The organism is Aquimarina gracilis (genome assembly GCF_035285365.1).
Taxonomy (GTDB): domain Bacteria; phylum Bacteroidota; class Bacteroidia; order Flavobacteriales; family Flavobacteriaceae; genus Aquimarina; species Aquimarina gracilis.
Map to the genome: position 1 here is coordinate 1 of NZ_JAYKLX010000009.1, position 19,764 is coordinate 19,764.

The window sequence follows — 19,764 nt, forward strand, 5'->3', positions numbered from 1 at the left end:
TACCTATGCGTTCGGTATCGGAGTAACTACGGTTACCTGGATCGTGAGTGATGGTGTTGGAAATACCGCTTCTTGCGAGCAGACCGTGACCGTGAAAGCGACCGGGAATTGTAGCTCCAAACTGCTTACGGATTTCAACAGCGGGTTTTCTCCCAACGGTGATGGCATTGCCGATACCCTAGTGATTGAAGGCCTTGAAGACTATAAGAACAACGTGGTGAAGATATACGACCTGAGCCAACGGTTGCTGTTCAGCGCGCATTATGGGGGACCCGGCGATGGCTGGGACGGTACCCATAAAGGCAGTCGGGTACCCGTGGGCTCCTATGTATGCGTGATCGACTATAACGAACCAGAGTTGGGCCACCAAACAAAAATGATCTATGTTAATTATTGATCTTTCTGCTTCTGTAATGGTTGAGGCTTCGATCCTTCGAGAGCCTCAACCCTCACTAATGTTGAATCCTACGGACCCTGAGGTCCTCGAAGGGTCGAGGGGTAAGTAGTACTAAGCATTATCCTGGGCGGGGCGGAGTCGAAGGGTCGAAGGGTGAACTGCACACTGAGCCTGTCGGAGTGGAAGTCGAGGGGGAGGAATTTCCTCAAATTAGATAAAAACCAAATACATAATTATAAACAACAAGAATTAAAATGAACGAAAACAACAGAATTAGTAAGGTGCTTACCAGTGAAGAGATCACCAGTATACAACAATGTCTTACCACCTTAAAATGTGAATTAGGATTTTTACAAAACTTAACGCCCAACGAGCGTAAAAATCTACCCAAAATCAATAGCGCCAACAAAATTTTTGCAGAAGATAGCATTCATATCCTTGAGGGCAGGCCCCAATGGATCCCGGGTGCTTTAACGGCAGAAGAAGCCCGCAAAGATCTTACCCTGTTTGAGCAATTAGATCCCATCATTCTGGAGCTGGAAAGTGTATTGCGCCAGTTAAAAGATACCCAGACCATTGTGGGTAGCGAGGTATATCGAGTAGCACTGTCGGTTTATAGCCTTGCCGATGCTGCCCGCAAAATGCCAATGGAAGGCGCCCAAAGTGCCCACGAACTCTTAAAAGCCAGATTTTCTCAAAGCATAAACACCAATAATACCCCAGAAGATACGGTTGAATAGCAACACATTAGCAAAAAAGGTGGGTGCATGGTCAAAAAAGATGGCCCGAGGTACAAAAATACCCCGATAGCCTACCAAAAGGGCGGGACGAGGTGCCAATCTACCGGGCGCACCTACTACTGCAAGTGGGTGAACTGACAACGCTACAGGGATCTTTAACAATTGAAGTACCCATACCCACTTAGGTAAGTACCCTACCTGACAAATCTACAGGAACCTTTAACAATTGAAGTACCCCAGGGTACTTATACAAGTGGGAGGGGGTACTTATATAAGTGGGGGGGATGTATATCATTTGACAAGAATGAGGGCCAAGGTTTTGATAATGTGAAGTTCCTTCTCCCCTAGGAGAAGGAATTCAAAAACATGCTTCAAAGAATAACTAGAACCTTAAGCAAATTGTTATTTCATTATCCAAAGCCAAGTGTGGATATAAATTAACTTATTTTATTTAGATTGATTATAAATAATTAGTATTTTTGAGTCAAATTTGATTCAACATGAACCCTATTGACAAAATTTACAGCAACCAGGTTGGTATTTCATTTTTTTGGAAAAGAGAAACAAAAGTAACTATGCCTAGAGTTCAATTGGTATTTAGGGATATCGGTTTCTTGCTTACGCTAAATGAATTAAAAGATTTTTCTGATTCTTGTATTTCAACCAAAGAAACGCAATGCTGTAATGAGTGCATGGACGCTCAAAATTGCCGGTCACTATTGTTAAGAACACCTTCAGAAAAGATTGACCTTGCTGTAAATCGTGAAGAACTAGATCAAATTCATGAACTAATCAACGGTACTATTTTTAGAGTAGAATTAAAGAGTTGGATAAAGAATTTAGGTCTCAATTAGTCTGTCCCAAAAAGTCAATTATCTTATACGCAATCTCTTCAGCTTTAGTTTCCTGAATAAAATGTTTTTCATCAATAAAGTGAATGTCTTCTGGATTTACTTTTAGTGCATTTGCTGCACGTGTTTCTTGCGGTGGCCACTGCAACATTGTATCATGAATACCCCACATTACGGTTACCGGAACAGTTACATTTTCAAAAACATCACTGTAGTCGGGTAACTCATTACAAGTTTGACTGAAGAAGTAATACATAGCTTCTGTTTTACCTTCGAGCAATGGTTTTTTATATCCTTCTACATCCAAAGAATTAAGTGTGTTTTCTTTTAATCCTTGTTTGAATAAATTTTTAAGTAAAGTGTTTGTGGTTACCCCATTTCTATAGGCCCACATGGCAGTTTTTGCCATACCTCCTGGTTTCATCCTTACTGGCGGGTAGAATCCATCTTCATACATAATGGTATTAAAAACGATGAGGTTTTCGATCTTATTTGGAGCCATTCTCATAAGCTCCCAGGTCCATAATCCACCAGCGTCATGCATAGCATGGGACCAAGTTTCGACACCCAAGAACTCCATAAGGCCCAAAAGCCGTTTGGCATGATTTTCTGCATTATACAGCTCAAAACCTTCGGGAGAGTCACTGGATCCATACCCAAGCATATCGGGAATGATTACTCGATATCCATTTTCTACCAAAAGATCTATCATTTTACGATATAACCACCCAGAGGTAGGTACTCCATGCAATAAGACGATTACTTTTTCACTTTTACCTTCGTCAATATACTTGATTAAACCATCGTCTGTGGGATACAACCGTTGTTTTTCCCGAAAATCTTCGTACGTAATTTGATTTTTTCTGATTTTGGTATTCTCGTAGGGCTTACATGAAAAAAGTAATATCCCCATAAGGGCTAGTACAAAAAATTTCTGCATGGTAATGATGATTTATGAGCTAGCAATTTACTTAAAATCATTTTTGTTTGCCAAGCAGAATAGGATTTTAATAGAAAGAAATCAAAATAAATTATTGGACACCTGTTATATTAAAATGACTACCGTTAAAACTAAACGTATCCTCCAAAGTTTTACCCAATAATGCTTTACCTATAGGAGAGTTTGGCGCAATAGCAAAGTACGTGTAATCATTAAGCTGTATTTTACCTACCGATATGCTTATAAAATAGTTTCCATTTGAGGTTTCAATCAAACTTCCCAGGTGTATTCGATTTGAGGTAGCGTTAATGTCAATTTTCTGAAGGATTTCCTGCAGTTTTTGAACTTCGGCAAGTTGTTTTCCGGCTTTTTCGCGTTCTAATTGTAACATTGCACGACCCGTTTCGTGCTTATCACCAGCTGTACTTTTGGTTTCTGAAGTCAGGGATTCTTGTATATCCTCAATACTATTTTGAATGCGTTGTAAACGTTGACTTACATAATTTTGACATTCCTGCAGTAACTTTTGTTTAATATCCCGGGTACTCATTGTTTTGTGGTTTATCGAACACTAAAGTACCATAATTACGCATTTGTATAAAAATCCATTCCTTTCTTTTTTGCGTATACTCTGATGCCGGATTGGCCAAATATTTTCTGGGATTCGGTAAAATTGCTGCAATTGCCGCTGCTTCTTCAACCGTTAGTTGATCTGATGATTTGTTATACCAAAATTTTGCCGCCGCTTCGGCACCATAAATACCATTGCCCATTTCGATGCTATTCAGGTACACTTCAAGAATACGCTCTTTGCTCCACATTTTTTCGATCAAGAAGGTGAAATAGGTTTCTAACCCCTTGCGCACCCAGCTGCGTTGCGGCCATAAAAATACATTTTTTGCGGTTTGCTGTGTAATAGTACTGGCACCTCGTAGCCGTTTTCCGGCTTTATGTTCGGCAATTGCTTTTTCGATGGCTTCCTTATCAAAACCCTGATGTTCTATAAAACGTTGATCCTCACTGCAAATCACTGCCAGTTGTAAGTTTTTTGAAATTTTTGATAATGGAACCCATTGATGCTGTATCGTGTGTTTTGGATTGGACTGAAGCTTTCTAATCCCCATTAATGGTGTAGCAGGGACATCAATCCACTTATAGCTTAATACCCAAAGTGGGCTAAGTAAGATAAAAGCAACAAAGCTTTTAAACAGAAAACGAAGAATTTTTTGCATAACCAATAGATTGATCTATAGTAGATCTGCCAATTCTGTGCCAACAATACTTCCTATGGCAACTCCCATTCCGCCAAGGCGTACGCCACAAAAAGTATTGTTTGATACTTGTTTCACAATTGCTTTTTTTTGGTTTCCAACGCCCATAATACCACTCCAGCGATGTTCGATTTCAAAATCAACATTAGGTAATATGATTTCACCTAATAGCTGTTCTAGTTTTTGTTGTACAAGTTGGGTTTGACCTAATTGGGTGGTTTCTTCAGTTGCAAAGTCCAGATTACGACCTCCTCCTAACAAGATTCTATTATCAATGTTTCTGAAATAATAGTATCCTTTATCCAGGTGAAAAGTGCCTTTGATATGCAAACCTTTAATTGGCTTGGTAATTACTACCTGTGCACGAGCTGGTTTTACCTGTTCAATTCCTAATTGAGAAGCAAAACCATTGGTAGCGATCAAGACTTTGTTTGTAGAAAACGTAAAATGATCGGTTTTTATTTCTACCGAAGTGTTAATATCATTAATTTCGGTTACCATGCAGTTGTTTAAAAGATGAATTCCCCTGGCTTGTACTTTGTTAAGTAAGCTTTGCATCATCTTACCGGTATCGATTTGACCTTCAAACTGATTTACAATATATTGAGGTTGGATCTTTTTGAAGTTGAAAGTATTTTGTTGTGTTGCAAATACAGGATCTTCAAAAATGGGGTTTAGAAGGGTGTTGATTTGCTCTTTTTTTGAAAGACACTCTTCATACAATAGCTGATCTTGGATGGTAAAGAGCTCGAATCCCTTATTTGGTTGATAATCTACAGCTCGATCTCCCAAGTTTTTCCGTAATAAATGAAGTCCATCATATCTTTTTTGAACCAATTGCAATACTTCTTCCTCGCTATGCGAATTGAGATCGTCGATTATTTCTGATAAGCTTCCAAAACAAGCAAAACCTGCATTTTTGGTACTGGCCCCGTTAGGAAGTATTCCGCGTTCCAGGACAACTATTTTTGCCTTTGGGAATTTGTTTTTTAATCGAAGTGCACAAGAAAGCCCAACGATGCCGCTGCCCACAATGGTAAAGTCTATATTAGATAACCAGGTTTTATGTTCCCAATAGCTGAAATTCATTTTTTGATAAAGATCATAAAAAAAGCCTCGATATCGAGGCTTTTTTGTGAGTGATTTAATCTTCTTCGGGTGCTGCCATTTCAAAATCTTCCATAAATTTAGTAGTGTAGTCTCCGGCTACATAATCTGGATGATCCATTAATTGTCTATGAAATGGAACCGTAGTTTTAATTCCTTCAACAACAAACTCGTCAAGAGCTCTTTTCATTTTATTGATGGCTTCTTCACGGGTTTGAGCAGTAGTGATCAATTTGGCGATCATAGAATCATAGTTTGGCGGAATGATGTATCCACTATACACGTGGGTATCAATTCGAACACCATGACCTCCGGGAAGATGTAAATTGGTTATTTTTCCTGGTGACGGTCTGAAATCCTTATAAGGATCTTCTGCATTGATTCTACATTCTATAGAGTGTAGTTGCGGATAATAATTCTTACCAGAAATAGGCACTCCGGCTGCTACAAGTATTTGTTCTCTTATCAAATCATAATCTACAACTTGTTCTGTAATTGGATGCTCTACCTGGATACGAGTATTCATTTCCATGAAGTAGAAATTACGGTGTTTATCTACCAAAAACTCTACAGTACCAGCTCCTTCATACTTAATGTATTCTGCGGCTTTTATTGCTGCTTCTCCCATCTTTTCACGAAGTTCATCGGTCATGAATGGAGATGGCGTTTCTTCAGTAAGTTTTTGGTGTCTTCGTTGTACAGAGCAATCTCTTTCTGATAAGTGACACGCTCTTCCGTTGCTATCACCTACGATTTGTATTTCGATATGGCGCGGCTCTTCAATAAGCTTTTCCATATACATATCATCATTACCAAAAGCAGCTTTACTTTCTTGTCTGGCAGATTCCCATGCGGCTTGCAGGTCTTCTTCTTTCCAAACGGCACGCATTCCTTTTCCTCCACCACCGGCGCTTGCTTTAAGCATTACCGGGTATCCTGTTTCTTTTGCTACTTTTTTACAAGTTTTAAAATCGGGAATTACACCTTCACTTCCGGGTACACAAGGTACACCTGCTTCGATCATGGTAGATTTTGCGGTTGCTTTATCTCCCATTTTTTCGATCATCTCTGCACTGGCACCGATAAATTTAATTTCGTGCTCTTCACAGATTTTAGAAAATTTGGCATTTTCAGATAAAAAACCATATCCCGGGTGTATGGCATCTGCATTTGTGATCTCTGCAGCTGCTATTATATTGGCCATTTTAAGATAGGATTCGGTACTAGGTGCAGGACCGATACAAACAGCTTCGTCTGCAAAACGTACATGCAAGCTTTCTGCATCTGCTGTCGAGTATACAGCAACAGTCTTAATACCCATCTCTTTGCAGGTTCTGATCACACGCATGGCGATCTCACCTCTATTTGCAATTAGAATTTTTTTAAACATAACTTCTTCGAAATTTAAAAATTTCAAATTCCAGTTTCCAAATTCCAGTAGATAGGCTTTTTGGAGGTATCTTGAATAAGATCAAGGCTGGAATTTTAAAATTGGGTTATGATGGGTCTACTAAGAAAAGTGGTTGATCAAACTCTACAGGAGAAGCATCATCAACCAATACTTTAACGACTTTTCCTGAAACTTCACTTTCTATTTCGTTGAAAAGTTTCATCGCTTCAATGATACAAAGCACATCTCCTTCTTTTATGGTATCACCCACTTCAACAAACATTGGTTTATCTGGTGATGGCTTTCTGTACAATGTACCTATAATAGGAGATTTGATAGTAACATATTTCGAATTATCTTCTTCTGTTGCAGGCTTTTGGGTTGCTGCGGGTGCCGCAGGTGTTGGAGCTGCCGCTGGTACCGGTGCAATTGCCTGAGGAGCACTTCCTACCGGGATCTGCTGAACAATCGTTGTTTCTTTACTGTCTTCTGACGCAGTTTTGATGGTGATTTTAACGTCATCCATCTCTAACTTTACTTCGCTTGCCCCTGATTTGGCAACGAACTTAATTAAATTCTGAATTTCTTTTAAATCCATAATATTGGGTATTGTGTGTTTAGTTGTTTAGGAATTATAGGCCCATTTAAGATAAATAGAACCCCAAGTAAAGCCTCCACCAAATGAAGCAAATACTATATTATCTCCTTTTTTGAGTTGTTTTTCGTAATCGTGTAATAACAACGGCAGGGTGGCCGAAGTAGTATTACCATATCTTTGAATATTCATTAGGACTTTGCTTTCGTGTAATCCCATTCTGTTTGCTGTGGCATCGATAATACGTTTGTTGGCTTGGTGTGCTACCAACCAGTCTACATCTTGTCCAGTAAGGTTATTTCGTTCTAGAATTTTTGTGCTGGCATCTGCCATGTTAGAAACAGCGTATTTAAATACGGTCTTTCCGTCCTGTTGAACGAAGTGTTGTTTTTTGGCAACAGTTTCTTCAGAAGCTGGTAGTATAGAACCTCCTGCTTCAATTTTTAAGAATTCTCTACCAACGCCATCTGTTCTAAGATACTCGTCCTGTAAACCATAACCTTCTTCATTAGGTTCAAAAAGAACCGCACCACCACCATCACCAAAAATGATACAGGTTGTACGATCGGTATAGTCGATAATAGATGACATTTTATCTGCACCTATTAATAAGACCTTTTTATATCTTCCTGATTCGATATAGCTTGCCGCCGTTGACATTCCATATAAAAAACTGGAACATGCAGCTTGCAAGTCATAAGAAAAAGCATTTACTGCACCTATTTTGGATGCCGCATATGCAGCTGTTGCTGCCACGGGGAGATCTGGGGTAGCCGTTGCAAAAATTACCATATCAATCTCTTTGGGATCGAGATTTTTTTTGGTAATTAGATCTTCTGCGGCTTTTATACCCAAGAAAGAACTTCCTTTGTCTTTATCTTTAAGTATTCTGCGTTCTTTAATACCTGTACGAGTGGTGATCCATTCGTCGTTAGTGTCAACCATTGTTGCTAATATGTCATTGGTTAACAGATAATCTGGCACATAAGCGCCTACAGCTGTGATAGCTGCTGTGATTTTACTCATATCTTAGTTTTAATTCACAACCTTTATAGCACAAAAAAAGACTAAAAAGTCGTTGAAATTACTAAATAATATACAAATATGGCGCAAAATAATTGGATTTTGACACATATTCAACTAAAAACAAAAAAACTCTCACAAAAGTGAGAGCTCTCTTTGAAATTTTAACAGTATACTTATGCTACTTCTTCCTCAGTATTGTCGATAACTACCTGTCCACGATAGTATAATTTACCTTCATGCCAGTGAGCTCTGTGGTATAAATGAGCTTCTCCTGTTGTTGGATCTGTAGCAATTTGCGGTACAGAAGCTTTGTAATGAGTTCTTCTTTTATCTCTTCTTGTTTTCGATATTTTTCTCTTAGGATGTGCCATTGCTTAGCTATTATTTATCGTTTAATAAGTTTTTTAATTTATCCCAACGAGGATCTGTTTCCTCGCTATCATTTTCTATTGTTTTTTCTTTTGGACTTAGCTCGTCTAACTTTTCAAGTATATCCGATTTTAATGTTCCGTCTTCTACACCAGGGTGAACTCTTTTTTGCGGCATTGCCAAAACAATGAGTTCATATATATATTGTTGAACGTTCACTTCGTATTCACCATGGGGAAGAATAAGAAGCTCTTCATTTTCATCATTATATTCGTCACCGAACTTTACGACCAGAAAAAAATCATTTTCTATAGGTAGGTCAAAAGGTTCGTTGGTAAGATCGCAATTAATGTTTACAGTTCCGGTAGCTTTAAACTGAAGTTCTAACAGGGTAGTTTTCTTGTTGAACTCTAAATCAATTTTTACCGCTGCGGCATTAAATTCATCATACTCAAAATGCTCAAAGAACGTATTGTCAATCCTATACTCAAACTGGTGTAATCCTTGCTTCAGTCCAACAAAAGGAATAGTATACTCTTTAAGTTGTATCATTTCATCATCAGTTTCAGTCGCCTGCCAATTTGGTTAAGGCGGGTGCAAAGATAACAAAAAAACATTATGAAAGCCTTTTTGTAAACAAAATTATATCAGAAAGTTAGTCTTTTAGTATGTGAGTGGATGAGTACTCGGGTTTTTGGGCCAAAAAACTTAAAAAACCCAAGGTCTTGTTCAAAAACAAATTAAGGTTTTTTAAATGACTTATCTACTTCTGCTGTGGTTTACGAGGCTGCTTTTTTAATGGGTTTTTTGTAATCTCGGCGTATTGATTTCGGTTTTTATAAATTTTCAAAGCCAAAAAAACTGCTTCTTCAAATGAGCTATGATCGGCTTTGTTTTTTCCAGCAATTTCGAAGGCAGTACCATGATCGGGCGAGGTGCGTACCTTATTAAGACCTGCTGTGTAGTTCACTCCTTTTCCAAAAGACAATGTTTTAAAAGGAATCAATCCTTGGTCATGATAAGATGCTACAACTGCATCAAAAGTTTTATAGGTATTGGACCCAAAAAAACTATCGGCTGCGTATGGACCATATACAAGTTTACCAGATTCCTGAACTTTTTGGATCGTTGGTTTTAGCACTTCTTCATCTTCTTTGCCAATTACCCCATTGTCTCCACTATGCGGATTGATTCCTAAAATGGCAATTTTTGGTTTTGAAACTCCAAAATCCTGTTTTAATGCTTGGTGAATGGTGTTAATTTTTTGCGCTATAAGTTCGGGAGTAATGGTGTCTGCAATATCTTTTACAGCTACATGATCGGTAAGCAATCCTACTTTAAGGTCGTCTGTAATCATGAACATAAGACTGTTTCCTTCTAATTCCTGATCAAGATAATCGGTATGCCCTGGGAACTTAAATTCTTCAGACTGTATGCTATGTTTATTGATAGGTGCAGTAACCAACACGTCGATTTCATCGTTTTTCAGGGCTTGAGTAGCTGCTGTTAATGACTTGATGGCATAGCTGCCAATTTTTTCGTCTTCTTTTCCAAAGTTAATATTAACAGGTTCTTTCCAAACATTAAGAACATTGATTTTACCATCTAGAATTTGAGAGGTTTTATCGATACCATGCAAATTAACATTAATGTTATATTGTTTTTTAAGGAAGGAAAGAATCTTTACCGAAGCAAAAATAACTGGCGTACAAAAATCGAGCATCCGCGAATCCTGAAAAGTTTTAAAAACAACTTCGCTTCCGATACCATTAAGATCACCAATAGAAATCCCTAGTCTTATTTTTTCTTCTTTCTTCATTATATAACTTCCTTTATCTGTATTTTTGAAACCTGATACAAAGCCTCACTTTTAAGGTCACAAATTTAACTAAATAATTTGCATTTATGTTCACAGGAATCATCGAAGAATTAGGAACGGTTACATCTTTAAGAACAGATAAAGAAAATCTGGATATTACAGTACGTGCTAATTTTACTTCAGAATTAAAAATTGATCAAAGTGTAGCGCATAATGGAGTGTGTCTAACAGTGGTTTCGATTGAAGGAAATACATATACCGTTACAGCAATCAAAGAGACGTTGGATAAAACCAATCTTAATGATCTTAAAGAAGGCGCCATAGTGAATTTGGAGCGTGGAATGAAGCTTGGCGATCGCCTAGATGGACATATTGTGCAAGGACATGTGGATCAAATTGCAACCTGTACCGAAATATCTGAAGCCGATGGTAGTTGGTATTTTACCTTTGCTTATGATCCTGGCTTGAGTAATATCACCATCGAGAAAGGATCTATTACTGTTAATGGAGTAAGTTTAACGGTGGTGAATTCTAAGAAAAATGAATTTAGTGTAGCTATTATTCCGTTTACCTATGAACATACCAATTTTAATACTTTTGAAGTGGGTACTGTAGTGAATCTTGAATTTGATGTGATTGGTAAGTATGTAAAAAGAATTACCGAGTTGGGATAAAACAAATCTTAATCTAGGTTTTGTCTTTTGTATTTGGCATAAAACCATAATTTGGGAGATAGTTTTGGGTCGTCTCCCTGGTAATACCCCCAGCCTATGATTTCATAAAACTGTTGAGATACAGTTTCCTTGAAATATTCAATTTTTTGAGGATCTTTTTCATTGCGCTGCCAAACAATGGTGCTCTTACCTTTTGTGCTGCCTGCATGTATAACCGTTTCATCGGGTTTTTTAACGACACACCACATTTGGCCTTCCTGAATTTTATTAACTCCTTCGCTAATCACTTTTTTGCCAGAATCGGGATAAAAATCGGTGATGGTTACTTTTTGGAAATACGGTGTTTCTGAGGTGTATATTTGCTCGACCTGGATACTATTAATTTGTTTAAGACCTCTTTTTTGAAATGTTGAAAAGGAGATGTCTTTCAGGTCCAATTGATCTTTGAGTACTGGATTCTTATCTTCAAAAATTAGAAACTTACCTTTCCAATAACCATCTAATATTTTAAAAACATCGGCATAGCGTTGATCTTGAACCGTAGCTTTGGGAATATCTTGAATATTGTCAATAGCAATACTGTTCTGGCAGCTACTGCTAACCCAGAATAGTAATAGTATATATAGGTATGATCGTTTCATCTGTTACGAACATATATACATTTTTGATCTTAAAAAGAAGAAGAGGTATTGAGCGAGGTAGAAGAAGTAGAATGGTGATTATACCAATTCTACTTCATTGAATTTAAAAAGTGAAACTTTGTTTCTTCCAATTTTTAAGAGTACTCCTCCTAAATCACTCAAACTAGAGCAGGATTCGAAATCTAATACTTTGCCAAAATGTTGGCTTTTTGCATCAATTACTTTATACTGCATAATACATGATTTGATTTGACTTGTTTTCCCAATTTTTCATTATGGTTGTTCTTTCCCCAAAAAACATACCATAATGCATCAAATTCTAGAGTAAAAATAATTGTCAATCTTTTTTTTTGAAAATAAACTTATCAGGTTTTATTAACAATAACCTAACAAAAAGGCAGTTAGATATCTGAAAATCAAATATTTTATGGTTTTTCTTAAAAAAGAAGGCGGTAAAACCGGAAGTATATTTTTTGGAATATTTCCAAATTTTGTATCTTTGTTTTGGAATATTTCCAAAATGGTGTGGCTGTCGTTTTTGCCAATTTTAAGATTTTTTTACCTTTTATTAAGTTATTTTTTTAATGTCATGGCATGTGATTTGCAAAAATATACATGAACCAAATCGTATATCTATGATGCTAGAAATACCTAATGCAAATGATTTTTATGTTATGAGTGGTATTAATTATGAAATACAAAACAGAAAACTACAATTATATAAGCATACGTTTGATTATAATTATTGCAAACGCAAGTATAACGAATATGCCCTAATGGAACTGGATCAGTTTAAAAAGTGTTTGAAAGATCCCGAGAAACTCGGAGAAATAGGGCATTTGTGTTGTTTTATTTTGTGGGTAAAAAATAAGGAAAAGCACGAATACCGAGATACACTTGGTGATTATGGATTGATTCACTTACTTTTTCATTGTTTGGAACATAAAGAACATGCCGAGATTCATGCAGAGTACATCCATATGTTGTTTAAAGAAGATATTAAGTTGGTATAAAGTATGACGCTAAGTAGATAAAAGCCGTTTGCAATTTGGAAACGGCCTTTTTGTAAGCAAGCTCTATGACCGAGTACAGCTAGATTCATTTTGCTCTATGAGGGTATGCTATATTCAATCATATGAGCTTGCAAGTATGTATTGGTTTTCAAAATTCTCAAAAGCGTAGTTTATAGGATTAGCTTGATGGCATCTTTATTTAGTAAATAAGCCATTTCTTCAATAGGAATTTCTACTGCATATCTCCCTGTATATGATGGGCAAATAATACAGTCATTAAAATAAAATTTTATACTAGTATTTGTAATTACAAAACTATCTTTGTTGGCTTCAAAATGATCTCTGGTCAGTTCCCAACAAGAATTATAATGGTTCTCTTTAGAAATTTTGTTTATTAACTTTTGATTGATCTTTGACAACATTTCTGTTTCGGCATTTTTCTTGAACAAGGTGTTAAAATCAAGGAAAGCAGCTACATCAAGATCAAAGTTGAGGCACTTAAACATATACGACGAATGGTTTTCATCGGTATAGTGATTAGCTTTGTACAGTAAAATGCTTATCAATTGGTTTTCCTTACCATAGATTTTATAATCAATAATTCTTTTATAACGATGCACATCGATAACCGATGAATCACATGATAGACTATTGTTTTTTAAAACTTCGCTTACGGCGGTTTCTGTTTTTAAATAATTATTCTGTATGTATTGGTTAAAAACTTTATAAGAAGACTTGATATCTTCATTAAGATAAGGGTATTTATAGTTCAAAACATAGTTGTCTTGTTTCTTAAAGAATGTTTTGGTGGTTATAAGATGTTCCAGGTTTAATTTATCATCTTTTTCAGATAATAGGCGTTCACTCTTTAATACCTGGGTGCTTTTTTTATTATCTGCAGATTTAGGATGTTCGATCTTTTTTATTTGGCCTGGAGAATTGTAATCATTGATTATTTTTTCGTTTTTACAAGATATAAAGGCTAACAAGAATAAAAATACTAAGATGTTTTTCATATACTTAGATGTTAAGAGTTTATTTAACGCTGCAAAATTCCGAAATTTTAGTCATATATTTTTATTTATATTTATGATGATAAGTATAATTTTTATTTATGTATTTGTTTTGACAAAAGAGGTTAATCTTTTGTTTTTCAGATGATTGTAAAAAAATACAAATTAAGCGGTGAGGAATGACAATACTTAAATTATTGAAAACGAAAAAGCCTTACATTGCTGCAAGGCTTACGCTTAAAAGGTGGTCCCACTTGGGCTCCCTTCAACTCGTGCCTCCCTCAGGACAGGCTTCTCACCCTGTTTTTGTTTTTAAAAATGAAAAAAGCTGCTCCTATTAAAGAAACAGCTTTATTCAAAATATGTGGTCCCACTTGGGCTCGAACCAAGGACCCCCTGATTATGAGTAACTTCATAAAAAGACTCATTTGGGTTTGTTTAATGTGTAATCATCTAATAATCAATTACTTTTGTAGGTATAGATTTTGTATCGAACTGAATGAAACTGTAATAAACTGAAAAAAGTGGGCAAAAAGTGGGCGAAAAACCTTTGAAGTTATTCAATATAGTTTTACTTTAGACTTGTTACTTCAAACAAGAAATTAATGGCAAAAATCTTCTTCTTTCTGGATACCAGAAATAAAAAATCAGACACTTTTCCGTTGGTACAAAGAGTAAGTCATCAACGAAAAAGAAAAGATATAAAAACACCTTACATAGTGTCACCAAATCTATGGAACGAAAAAGGAAGAAAATTTAAAAGTTCTTTTCCTAACTCAGTTCGTGCTAATGCATTCTTGACAGATCGTATGAAAGCTGCAGATGATGTTTTAATAGAATGCGAATCCTTTTTGAAAAGCATGTCTGTAGAACAATTAGCAAGTTTGATCGAGGATAAGATAGAGGAATATGCAAATAAAAAAATTGGTAATAAGGTCAGGCATAAAATCAATAATATTACCCGATTGTATGAATACGGAAAAATTGTAATAAAACGATACAGAGAAGCTAAACGTTTCGGAATGGCAGATGCAATAGAAGATGCTATTAGAATGGTGGTTACTTTTAATGGAGGAGAAGATCCTTTGATTACAGAAATTGATGAGACTTTTCTTGAGAACTTAGAGGCGTATTACTTAAATAAAGGAAACTCGCTTAATGGGCTCGGAGTTCGACTACGATCTATTCGAAGGGTTTTTAACTTGGTAATAAAAGATGCTAATACAGAGCTGAAGCAAGAACATTATCCGTTTGGCAAAAATGGCTATTCTATTAAACAGCAGCGTACCAAAAAAAGAGCTGTTGGACTAGATGTTATAGAAAAAATTCAACAGTTAGATTATCCAGAAGGGTCTTCTCTATGGCATCATAAAAACTATTTCTTGTTTAACTTCTATATGCGAGGGATGAACTTTATGGATATGGCCTACCTAAAAGTAGGCGCTATAAAAAAGGGAAGACTACAATATAAACGTAGAAAAACCAAAAGAGGAAATAATGTGAGAGAATTTGATATTCTGATTCCGAATGAGATTAAGAAAATACTTAGGTTTTATACTAGTGAAAAATCTAAGGGAGATTTGGTTTTCCCAATTCTTCAAGACGTTATTCACACAGAGTCTGAAGAAAGAATTCATGAGGTATATTCAAGCCGGCTAAGGAATCATAATAGAAGACTTAAAACCATAAGTAAAGAACTAGAGTTGGATACCAACCTTACTACTTATGTGGCAAGACATACCTTTGCTACTGCAGGAATTCGAAAAGGAGTTTCCAAAGCACAAGTGGGTGATATGTTAGGTCACACAAATTATTATACCACTGAGGCCTATTTTGCGGACTTTGAAAATGCTGTTTTGGATGAAGCTGCAGATAAGATTTTTAGTTAAGATAGCCTATCGATTCTCTAACTCCTTAATAAAATACGAAGGATAAATCCCGGTTTTTTATAGAATGCTTTGGCAAAGGCCTCAGCATTGTTGAAACCAATTTCTTGAGCAATGGCCTTTACCGTGTATTTTCTAAACCGGGTATCTTCTAGCAGTTTATCTACTACAAAATCGATACGTAGATCATTAATATATTGGGTAAAGCTTTTTTCTTTAAAAGTATTAACCACTTTAGATAAATAGCTAGAGTTGGATCCAAAACTTTTAGCAAGATCTTTGGTATTAAGTCCTTGTTGTAGATAACCCTGTTTTTCTTCAAACTGTTGTAATTTGTCAAGAAGTTTATCAAGAGTTTCTTTGTTGATGGATGAAGATCCAGGAGGACTGTAATTTGAATCATCTTTTTTTTGATTATTATTGGCCTTTCCTTCCAGTAGTTTTAAGAATCGTTTTTTGTATAAACGTTGACGATGATAGTAATAGCCAGTTCCCAACAAACTAAGTCCTAAAAAGATAGTTACTATTATATTTTGATATGAGATTTTGGTGTTTTCTTTTTCTAGAGACTTTATAATTTTTTCTTTTTCCGAGATGAGAACTTTTGCATCATAATTTTTGATGATATTATTTGCAACATTTTTACTTTTCCTATTAATAATACTATCAATAGCTATAAGCTTATTCATATATATTAATTGATTACTTAAATCTTTATTTTTTCTGTAGTATTTTATTAAGGCATCATATGCCGCACTGGCTTGTCTCATCCCCTGCGGATTATGTGTTTCGAATAGAGAATCAACTTTCTTTAGATATTTTGTATACATTGGGTAATCCTTGCGTTTTCCATGTATTTTGGAAATCATCAAATAAATGGAGGCAATAGAAGATTTTCTATTTTGGAGTAAACGCGATCCTTTAAGTAAACTATCTAAGGCTTTATCATCCTGTCCTTTTAAATTCATGGTGGCACCATAAGAAATGAGAAATGCCGGATACATAAACTTACTTTTTAGCTTAAGACTTTGTTTAATACCTCTTGTATTGATAATCTCTGCAGAATCAATATTTTTATTGACATTGTATGAATTAGCTAATGCAAACAAAGATCTTACATATTGTCTTTTATGCTCAATTCTGTCGAGGTCAAAATCGAAAGAATCAATGTTTTGTTTAAATATTTCTAGTGCCTCTTGTCTATTTTTGGTTGAGTTTTTAAGAAGTCCAATACAATGTTTTATTTTGAAGAGTTGAAATTTATTATTCCTGTCCAGAGCTATTTCCTGAGCCTTAATATAATTTTGTAAAGCTTCATCATATCTTGATAGATAAAAGAATTGCATCCCTTTTTCTATATACCCTTGCGCTGGAAATTCATGATGGATCAAGTTTTCAGAATATTTTAATATACTATCCGTAAGACTTAAAGCTTTGTTTTCTTCAGAAATGATAGCTTTGAAGTAGAAGCCTTTAGCAATATTTAAACTGTCATCTTCTTTTTTGGACTTTTGCAAATATCCATTCGCGTATTGTTTTGATACTTCACGATTTGTTTCTGTATCAAAGAATCGCCTTTCCAATTCTAAATAGGTGAATGATTTTAAAGAATCTGGTACCTCAAACTTCTGCCCATATCCCAGTACTGAAGCTAAAATAAAAATAGAAACCATATAGATCCGTAGTTGCATAATCATTGTTTTGTTGGGATCAAAAGTATTTAAAATCACAGAAGATCAATGTGCTAGCCACTTAAAATATAAGGAGTAATGGACTGGTTTTATAAAAAACGAGTAGATTTAAGATCTATATAAAAGAAACCTCTTAATCACGTATTAAGAGGTTGTAATATTATTATATAACTATCATATTATTTTGGTTGATAATCAGGATGACCAGTTTGCCAAAAAGCATATGATAGAACTTCTGCAACCATGTTGAACTCTTCATCTTTTTTAGAAAATGTCATTCCATGCCCTGATTCAAATTCTGCTTTAAGTAAGATTGGTCGATTTGAGATATTCGCTTCTTTTAATTTCGTTGCGAATTTAATTGAATGCCATGGAGATAGTCTCGTGTCATTCATACCAGCAGTTATTAATACCGATGGGTATTCAACATTATCTTTAATATGGTGATAAGAATCCATAGCCAATAAACCCTTAAAATCTAATGAATCTTGTATGCTTCCAAATTCTTTAATATTATTTGATCCGTTAATACCACTTTCCATTCTTAAAGGATTAAGTAATCCTCTATCTATTACTGCAGATGAGAATAAGTCCGGTCTTTCTGTAATAGCTCGTCCTAAGACGATACCACCTGCACTACCACTCCATAAAGCAAGTTTTTCTGGAGATGTGTATTTGTTATCTATGAGATATTCAGAACAACTTATTAAATCTTTCCAGCTATTTGATTTAGTATTTTTATATCCTGCTTTATGCCATGAATCACCTTTTTCTCCACCACCTCTAACATGTGCAACAGCATAAATACCTCCTTCTTGAGCCCAAAGTAAGAAACCATAATAAAAATTAGGTGTCATGCTTATGCCATAAGAACCATAAGCCCTCATAAGAACAGGAGTACTGCTATCTTTTTTTAATCCTTTTTTATATACAAGAGATAATGGAATTTCCTCTCCATCAGAAGATTTTACCAATACTTCTTCAACTATTAAATCGCTAAAATTAGCTTTCATTGAAGCAGGATAATTTTTATCTAATTCAAATTTACCTGTAATAGTGTTATAAATATATCTAACTTTTGGAGCAGTCCAACCCTGAATTATCACTGATAAAAGATTAGGGTTGTTAGTTTTACTCAAATATACCTTACCTGATGGGAATGGGAGTTTTATTTCAACCTCGCTATTATCATCTTTTTTTGAGTACATTTTTGCCTCTACACCATTTTTAATAGTAGTAAAGAATAATTGATTATTCACTATCAAATATTCCTGTATTACGCGATCTTTCTTTTCCTCTACTAGCACTTTAGGATCTTCAAAATCAGGATTTAAAAATGAAGTTTTGCATATTTTAAAATTAGGAGAGTTTTTGGATGTGCGGTAAATTAAACTATCACCAATTTGTAAAAAGTCTCTAATCTTATCAGATCTTTTGAATAATGGGTTCCAATTATTTGTTGTAATATCTTTAATATTCAAAAAGTAAGTTTCATGGTATGTTCCTGCGGCACGTATTGTTCCAATTGCGTATTTTCCATTTTCTTCAATTTGAATTTCAGGGAATTCATTTTGATTTATATTTAATTCAGGATTATTATCGATGGACAATAGGTCTTTAAACTTGTTTGTTTTTTCTCCCAGCTTATATAAAACGGACTTGTTATTAAGATAAGTTCCTTTATTAGAAAGAGTATCGCTAAATCTATTATAAACAAAACCAGAGTTATCAGGTAGCCACTTAACCCCTCCAACAAAAGTTGGCGAGCTATGAGTGATGAACCCAGGTAAAACAGTATTGCTTTTAATATCCAAAACAATCATTTTAGAGAATTCACTTCCCTGTTTGGTAAGACTAATTAAGACTTTAGTACAATCCCAGCTAGGTTTGAAATAAGTGATTTTAAAATCCTGTTCCTTCGATAATTCAAAATTAGTTGGATCAAACAGAATTACTTCTTTTATATTTTCGTAGGGGTTTTTATAGTATAACTTATATTCGTTTTCGTCAACACTTCTCTTCAAATAAAAGATATAATCCTTCAAATAAAGAATATCTTTATATGAAGCAGATTTTGTTTTTTCAAAATCATTCTGAAGTCGAAGAAGTCTTTCTTTATTTGGAATTTTTGATAATTGATCAGTACTGTATTTGTTATAATCTTTGATATAATTCAAAACTATGGTATCCTCTAAGTTCTCCAAGTTTCGATATGAATCAATAATGCTTTTACCAAAATACTTTTCAGTTGTAGATTTTTGACTTATGTGAGGAGTAGAATTTTTGCAACTCACAATCATCATTATAGAAACAATCAAGATTATATACTTACTCATATCGT

At 35.1% G+C, this 19,764-nt stretch carries 21 protein-coding genes; 6 read left to right on the forward strand and 15 right to left on the reverse strand.

The window, feature by feature from the left end; all coding sequences use genetic code 11:
• The 3 genes from U6A24_RS18090 to U6A24_RS18100 all read left to right on the forward strand — a co-directional run.
• Positions 1–397 (forward strand): T9SS type B sorting domain-containing protein (locus tag U6A24_RS18090; protein WP_324181416.1); only part of this gene is annotated, 397 nt, incomplete at its 5' end.
• A 254-nt stretch (positions 398–651) separates the two neighbouring features.
• Complete coding sequence (locus tag U6A24_RS18095) at positions 652–1,137, forward strand: hypothetical protein (protein WP_324181417.1); 486 nt, start codon at positions 652–654, stop codon at positions 1,135–1,137.
• 500 nt (positions 1,138–1,637) lie between these two features.
• Positions 1,638–1,991: a hypothetical protein gene (locus U6A24_RS18100; RefSeq protein WP_324181418.1), complete on the forward strand. Its 354-nt coding sequence runs from the start codon at positions 1,638–1,640 to the stop codon at positions 1,989–1,991.
• On the opposite strand, the gene U6A24_RS18105 is transcribed toward U6A24_RS18100, so the two are convergent.
• The 10 genes from U6A24_RS18105 to pdxA all read right to left on the reverse strand — a co-directional run bounded on the left by U6A24_RS18105 (position 1,984) and on the right by pdxA (position 10,505).
• Positions 1,984–2,928 (reverse strand): alpha/beta fold hydrolase, encoded by a 945-nt coding sequence (locus tag U6A24_RS18105; RefSeq protein WP_324181419.1) that lies wholly within the window; start codon positions 2,926–2,928, stop codon positions 1,984–1,986. The two genes, U6A24_RS18100 and U6A24_RS18105, sit on opposite strands and share 8 nt — an antisense overlap.
• 91 nt (positions 2,929–3,019) lie before the next feature.
• A complete protein-coding gene (locus U6A24_RS18110; RefSeq protein ID WP_324181420.1) occupies positions 3,020–3,478 on the reverse strand; it encodes a 3-oxoacyl-ACP synthase in 459 nt (152 codons plus the stop codon).
• Positions 3,459–4,160: a monofunctional biosynthetic peptidoglycan transglycosylase gene (gene mtgA / locus U6A24_RS18115; protein WP_324181421.1), complete on the reverse strand. Its 702-nt coding sequence runs from the start codon at positions 4,158–4,160 to the stop codon at positions 3,459–3,461. The genes U6A24_RS18110 and mtgA overlap by 20 nt, the downstream gene beginning before the upstream one ends.
• 15 nt (positions 4,161–4,175) lie before the next feature.
• The gene (locus U6A24_RS18120) at positions 4,176–5,288 is read right to left on the reverse strand and encodes an NAD(P)/FAD-dependent oxidoreductase (RefSeq protein ID WP_324181422.1); all 1,113 of its coding nucleotides are present in this window, start codon (positions 5,286–5,288) and stop codon (positions 4,176–4,178) included.
• Positions 5,289–5,343: 55 nt separating this feature from the next.
• Positions 5,344–6,696, reverse strand: coding sequence for an acetyl-CoA carboxylase biotin carboxylase subunit (gene accC / locus U6A24_RS18125; RefSeq protein ID WP_324181423.1), 1,353 nt, complete (start codon positions 6,694–6,696; stop codon positions 5,344–5,346).
• Positions 6,697–6,802: 106 nt separating this feature from the next.
• On the reverse strand, positions 6,803–7,294 hold the full coding sequence (gene accB / locus U6A24_RS18130; RefSeq protein ID WP_324181424.1) for an acetyl-CoA carboxylase biotin carboxyl carrier protein: 492 nt from the start codon (positions 7,292–7,294) through the stop codon (positions 6,803–6,805).
• A gap of 27 nt (positions 7,295–7,321) precedes the next feature.
• Positions 7,322–8,317 (reverse strand): beta-ketoacyl-ACP synthase III, encoded by a 996-nt coding sequence (locus U6A24_RS18135; RefSeq protein ID WP_324181425.1) that lies wholly within the window; start codon positions 8,315–8,317, stop codon positions 7,322–7,324.
• A gap of 173 nt (positions 8,318–8,490) precedes the next feature.
• Positions 8,491–8,688: a 50S ribosomal protein L32 gene (gene rpmF / locus U6A24_RS18140; protein WP_140592350.1), complete on the reverse strand. Its 198-nt coding sequence runs from the start codon at positions 8,686–8,688 to the stop codon at positions 8,491–8,493.
• A 10-nt stretch (positions 8,689–8,698) separates the two neighbouring features.
• Positions 8,699–9,238: a YceD family protein gene (locus U6A24_RS18145; RefSeq protein WP_324181426.1), complete on the reverse strand. Its 540-nt coding sequence runs from the start codon at positions 9,236–9,238 to the stop codon at positions 8,699–8,701.
• A gap of 211 nt (positions 9,239–9,449) precedes the next feature.
• Entirely contained in the window at positions 9,450–10,505 is a 1,056-nt protein-coding gene (gene pdxA, locus U6A24_RS18150; protein WP_324181427.1) for a 4-hydroxythreonine-4-phosphate dehydrogenase PdxA, read from the reverse strand.
• An 86-nt stretch (positions 10,506–10,591) separates the two neighbouring features.
• Here pdxA and U6A24_RS18155 point away from each other — a divergent pair, with 86 nt between their 5' ends.
• Positions 10,592–11,179: a riboflavin synthase gene (locus U6A24_RS18155; protein WP_324181428.1), complete on the forward strand. Its 588-nt coding sequence runs from the start codon at positions 10,592–10,594 to the stop codon at positions 11,177–11,179.
• An 8-nt stretch (positions 11,180–11,187) separates the two neighbouring features.
• Here U6A24_RS18155 and U6A24_RS18160 read toward each other — a convergent pair whose 3' ends face one another.
• Together U6A24_RS18160 and U6A24_RS18165 are read right to left on the reverse strand one after the other, a co-directional pair.
• Positions 11,188–11,820 (reverse strand): hypothetical protein, encoded by a 633-nt coding sequence (locus U6A24_RS18160; protein ID WP_324181429.1) that lies wholly within the window; start codon positions 11,818–11,820, stop codon positions 11,188–11,190.
• 78 nt (positions 11,821–11,898) lie between these two features.
• Entirely contained in the window at positions 11,899–12,054 is a 156-nt protein-coding gene (locus U6A24_RS18165; protein ID WP_324181430.1) for a hypothetical protein, read from the reverse strand.
• 401 nt (positions 12,055–12,455) lie between these two features.
• Here U6A24_RS18165 and U6A24_RS18170 point away from each other — a divergent pair, with 401 nt between their 5' ends.
• Positions 12,456–12,833 (forward strand): hypothetical protein, encoded by a 378-nt coding sequence (locus U6A24_RS18170; protein ID WP_324181431.1) that lies wholly within the window; start codon positions 12,456–12,458, stop codon positions 12,831–12,833.
• Between the two features lie 170 nt (positions 12,834–13,003).
• On the opposite strand, the gene U6A24_RS18175 is transcribed toward U6A24_RS18170, so the two are convergent.
• A complete protein-coding gene (locus tag U6A24_RS18175) occupies positions 13,004–13,849 on the reverse strand; it encodes an RsiV family protein (RefSeq protein WP_324181432.1) in 846 nt (281 codons plus the stop codon).
• 602 nt (positions 13,850–14,451) lie between these two features.
• Here U6A24_RS18175 and U6A24_RS18180 point away from each other — a divergent pair.
• The gene (locus tag U6A24_RS18180) at positions 14,452–15,735 is read left to right on the forward strand and encodes a phage integrase SAM-like domain-containing protein (protein WP_324181433.1); all 1,284 of its coding nucleotides are present in this window, start codon (positions 14,452–14,454) and stop codon (positions 15,733–15,735) included.
• A gap of 17 nt (positions 15,736–15,752) precedes the next feature.
• Here U6A24_RS18180 and U6A24_RS18185 read toward each other — a convergent pair whose 3' ends face one another.
• Positions 15,753–17,423: a helix-turn-helix domain-containing protein gene (locus U6A24_RS18185; protein ID WP_324181434.1), complete on the reverse strand. Its 1,671-nt coding sequence runs from the start codon at positions 17,421–17,423 to the stop codon at positions 15,753–15,755.
• A gap of 179 nt (positions 17,424–17,602) precedes the next feature.
• On the reverse strand, positions 17,603–19,759 hold the full coding sequence (locus U6A24_RS18190; RefSeq protein ID WP_324181435.1) for a prolyl oligopeptidase family serine peptidase: 2,157 nt from the start codon (positions 19,757–19,759) through the stop codon (positions 17,603–17,605).
• Positions 19,760–19,764: the final 5 nt, after the last annotated feature.

Bases quoted from the DNA above. Each gene is read 5' to 3' on its own strand.
- U6A24_RS18180 (WP_324181433.1), top strand. From the start codon at position 14,452: ATGGCAAAAATCTTCTTCTTTCTGGATACCAGAAATAAAAAATCAGAC.
- rpmF (WP_140592350.1), bottom strand. From the start codon at position 8,688: ATGGCACATCCTAAGAGAAAAATATCGAAAACAAGAAGAGATAAAAGA.
- U6A24_RS18100 (WP_324181418.1), top strand. From the start codon at position 1,638: ATGAACCCTATTGACAAAATTTACAGCAACCAGGTTGGTATTTCATTT.
- accB (WP_324181424.1), bottom strand. From the start codon at position 7,294: ATGGATTTAAAAGAAATTCAGAATTTAATTAAGTTCGTTGCCAAATCA.
- accC (WP_324181423.1), bottom strand. From the start codon at position 6,696: ATGTTTAAAAAAATTCTAATTGCAAATAGAGGTGAGATCGCCATGCGT.
- U6A24_RS18135 (WP_324181425.1), bottom strand. From the start codon at position 8,317: ATGAGTAAAATCACAGCAGCTATCACAGCTGTAGGCGCTTATGTGCCA.
- U6A24_RS18190 (WP_324181435.1), bottom strand. From the start codon at position 19,759: ATGAGTAAGTATATAATCTTGATTGTTTCTATAATGATGATTGTGAGT.
- U6A24_RS18155 (WP_324181428.1), top strand. From the start codon at position 10,592: ATGTTCACAGGAATCATCGAAGAATTAGGAACGGTTACATCTTTAAGA.
- U6A24_RS18120 (WP_324181422.1), bottom strand. From the start codon at position 5,288: ATGAATTTCAGCTATTGGGAACATAAAACCTGGTTATCTAATATAGAC.
- U6A24_RS18170 (WP_324181431.1), top strand. From the start codon at position 12,456: ATGATGCTAGAAATACCTAATGCAAATGATTTTTATGTTATGAGTGGT.
- U6A24_RS18175 (WP_324181432.1), bottom strand. From the start codon at position 13,849: ATGAAAAACATCTTAGTATTTTTATTCTTGTTAGCCTTTATATCTTGT.
- U6A24_RS18165 (WP_324181430.1), bottom strand. From the start codon at position 12,054: ATGCAGTATAAAGTAATTGATGCAAAAAGCCAACATTTTGGCAAAGTA.
- U6A24_RS18160 (WP_324181429.1), bottom strand. From the start codon at position 11,820: ATGAAACGATCATACCTATATATACTATTACTATTCTGGGTTAGCAGT.
- U6A24_RS18185 (WP_324181434.1), bottom strand. From the start codon at position 17,423: ATGCAACTACGGATCTATATGGTTTCTATTTTTATTTTAGCTTCAGTA.
- U6A24_RS18095 (WP_324181417.1), top strand. From the start codon at position 652: ATGAACGAAAACAACAGAATTAGTAAGGTGCTTACCAGTGAAGAGATC.
- pdxA (WP_324181427.1), bottom strand. From the start codon at position 10,505: ATGAAGAAAGAAGAAAAAATAAGACTAGGGATTTCTATTGGTGATCTT.
- mtgA (WP_324181421.1), bottom strand. From the start codon at position 4,160: ATGCAAAAAATTCTTCGTTTTCTGTTTAAAAGCTTTGTTGCTTTTATC.
- U6A24_RS18110 (WP_324181420.1), bottom strand. From the start codon at position 3,478: ATGAGTACCCGGGATATTAAACAAAAGTTACTGCAGGAATGTCAAAAT.
- U6A24_RS18105 (WP_324181419.1), bottom strand. From the start codon at position 2,928: ATGCAGAAATTTTTTGTACTAGCCCTTATGGGGATATTACTTTTTTCA.
- U6A24_RS18145 (WP_324181426.1), bottom strand. From the start codon at position 9,238: ATGATACAACTTAAAGAGTATACTATTCCTTTTGTTGGACTGAAGCAA.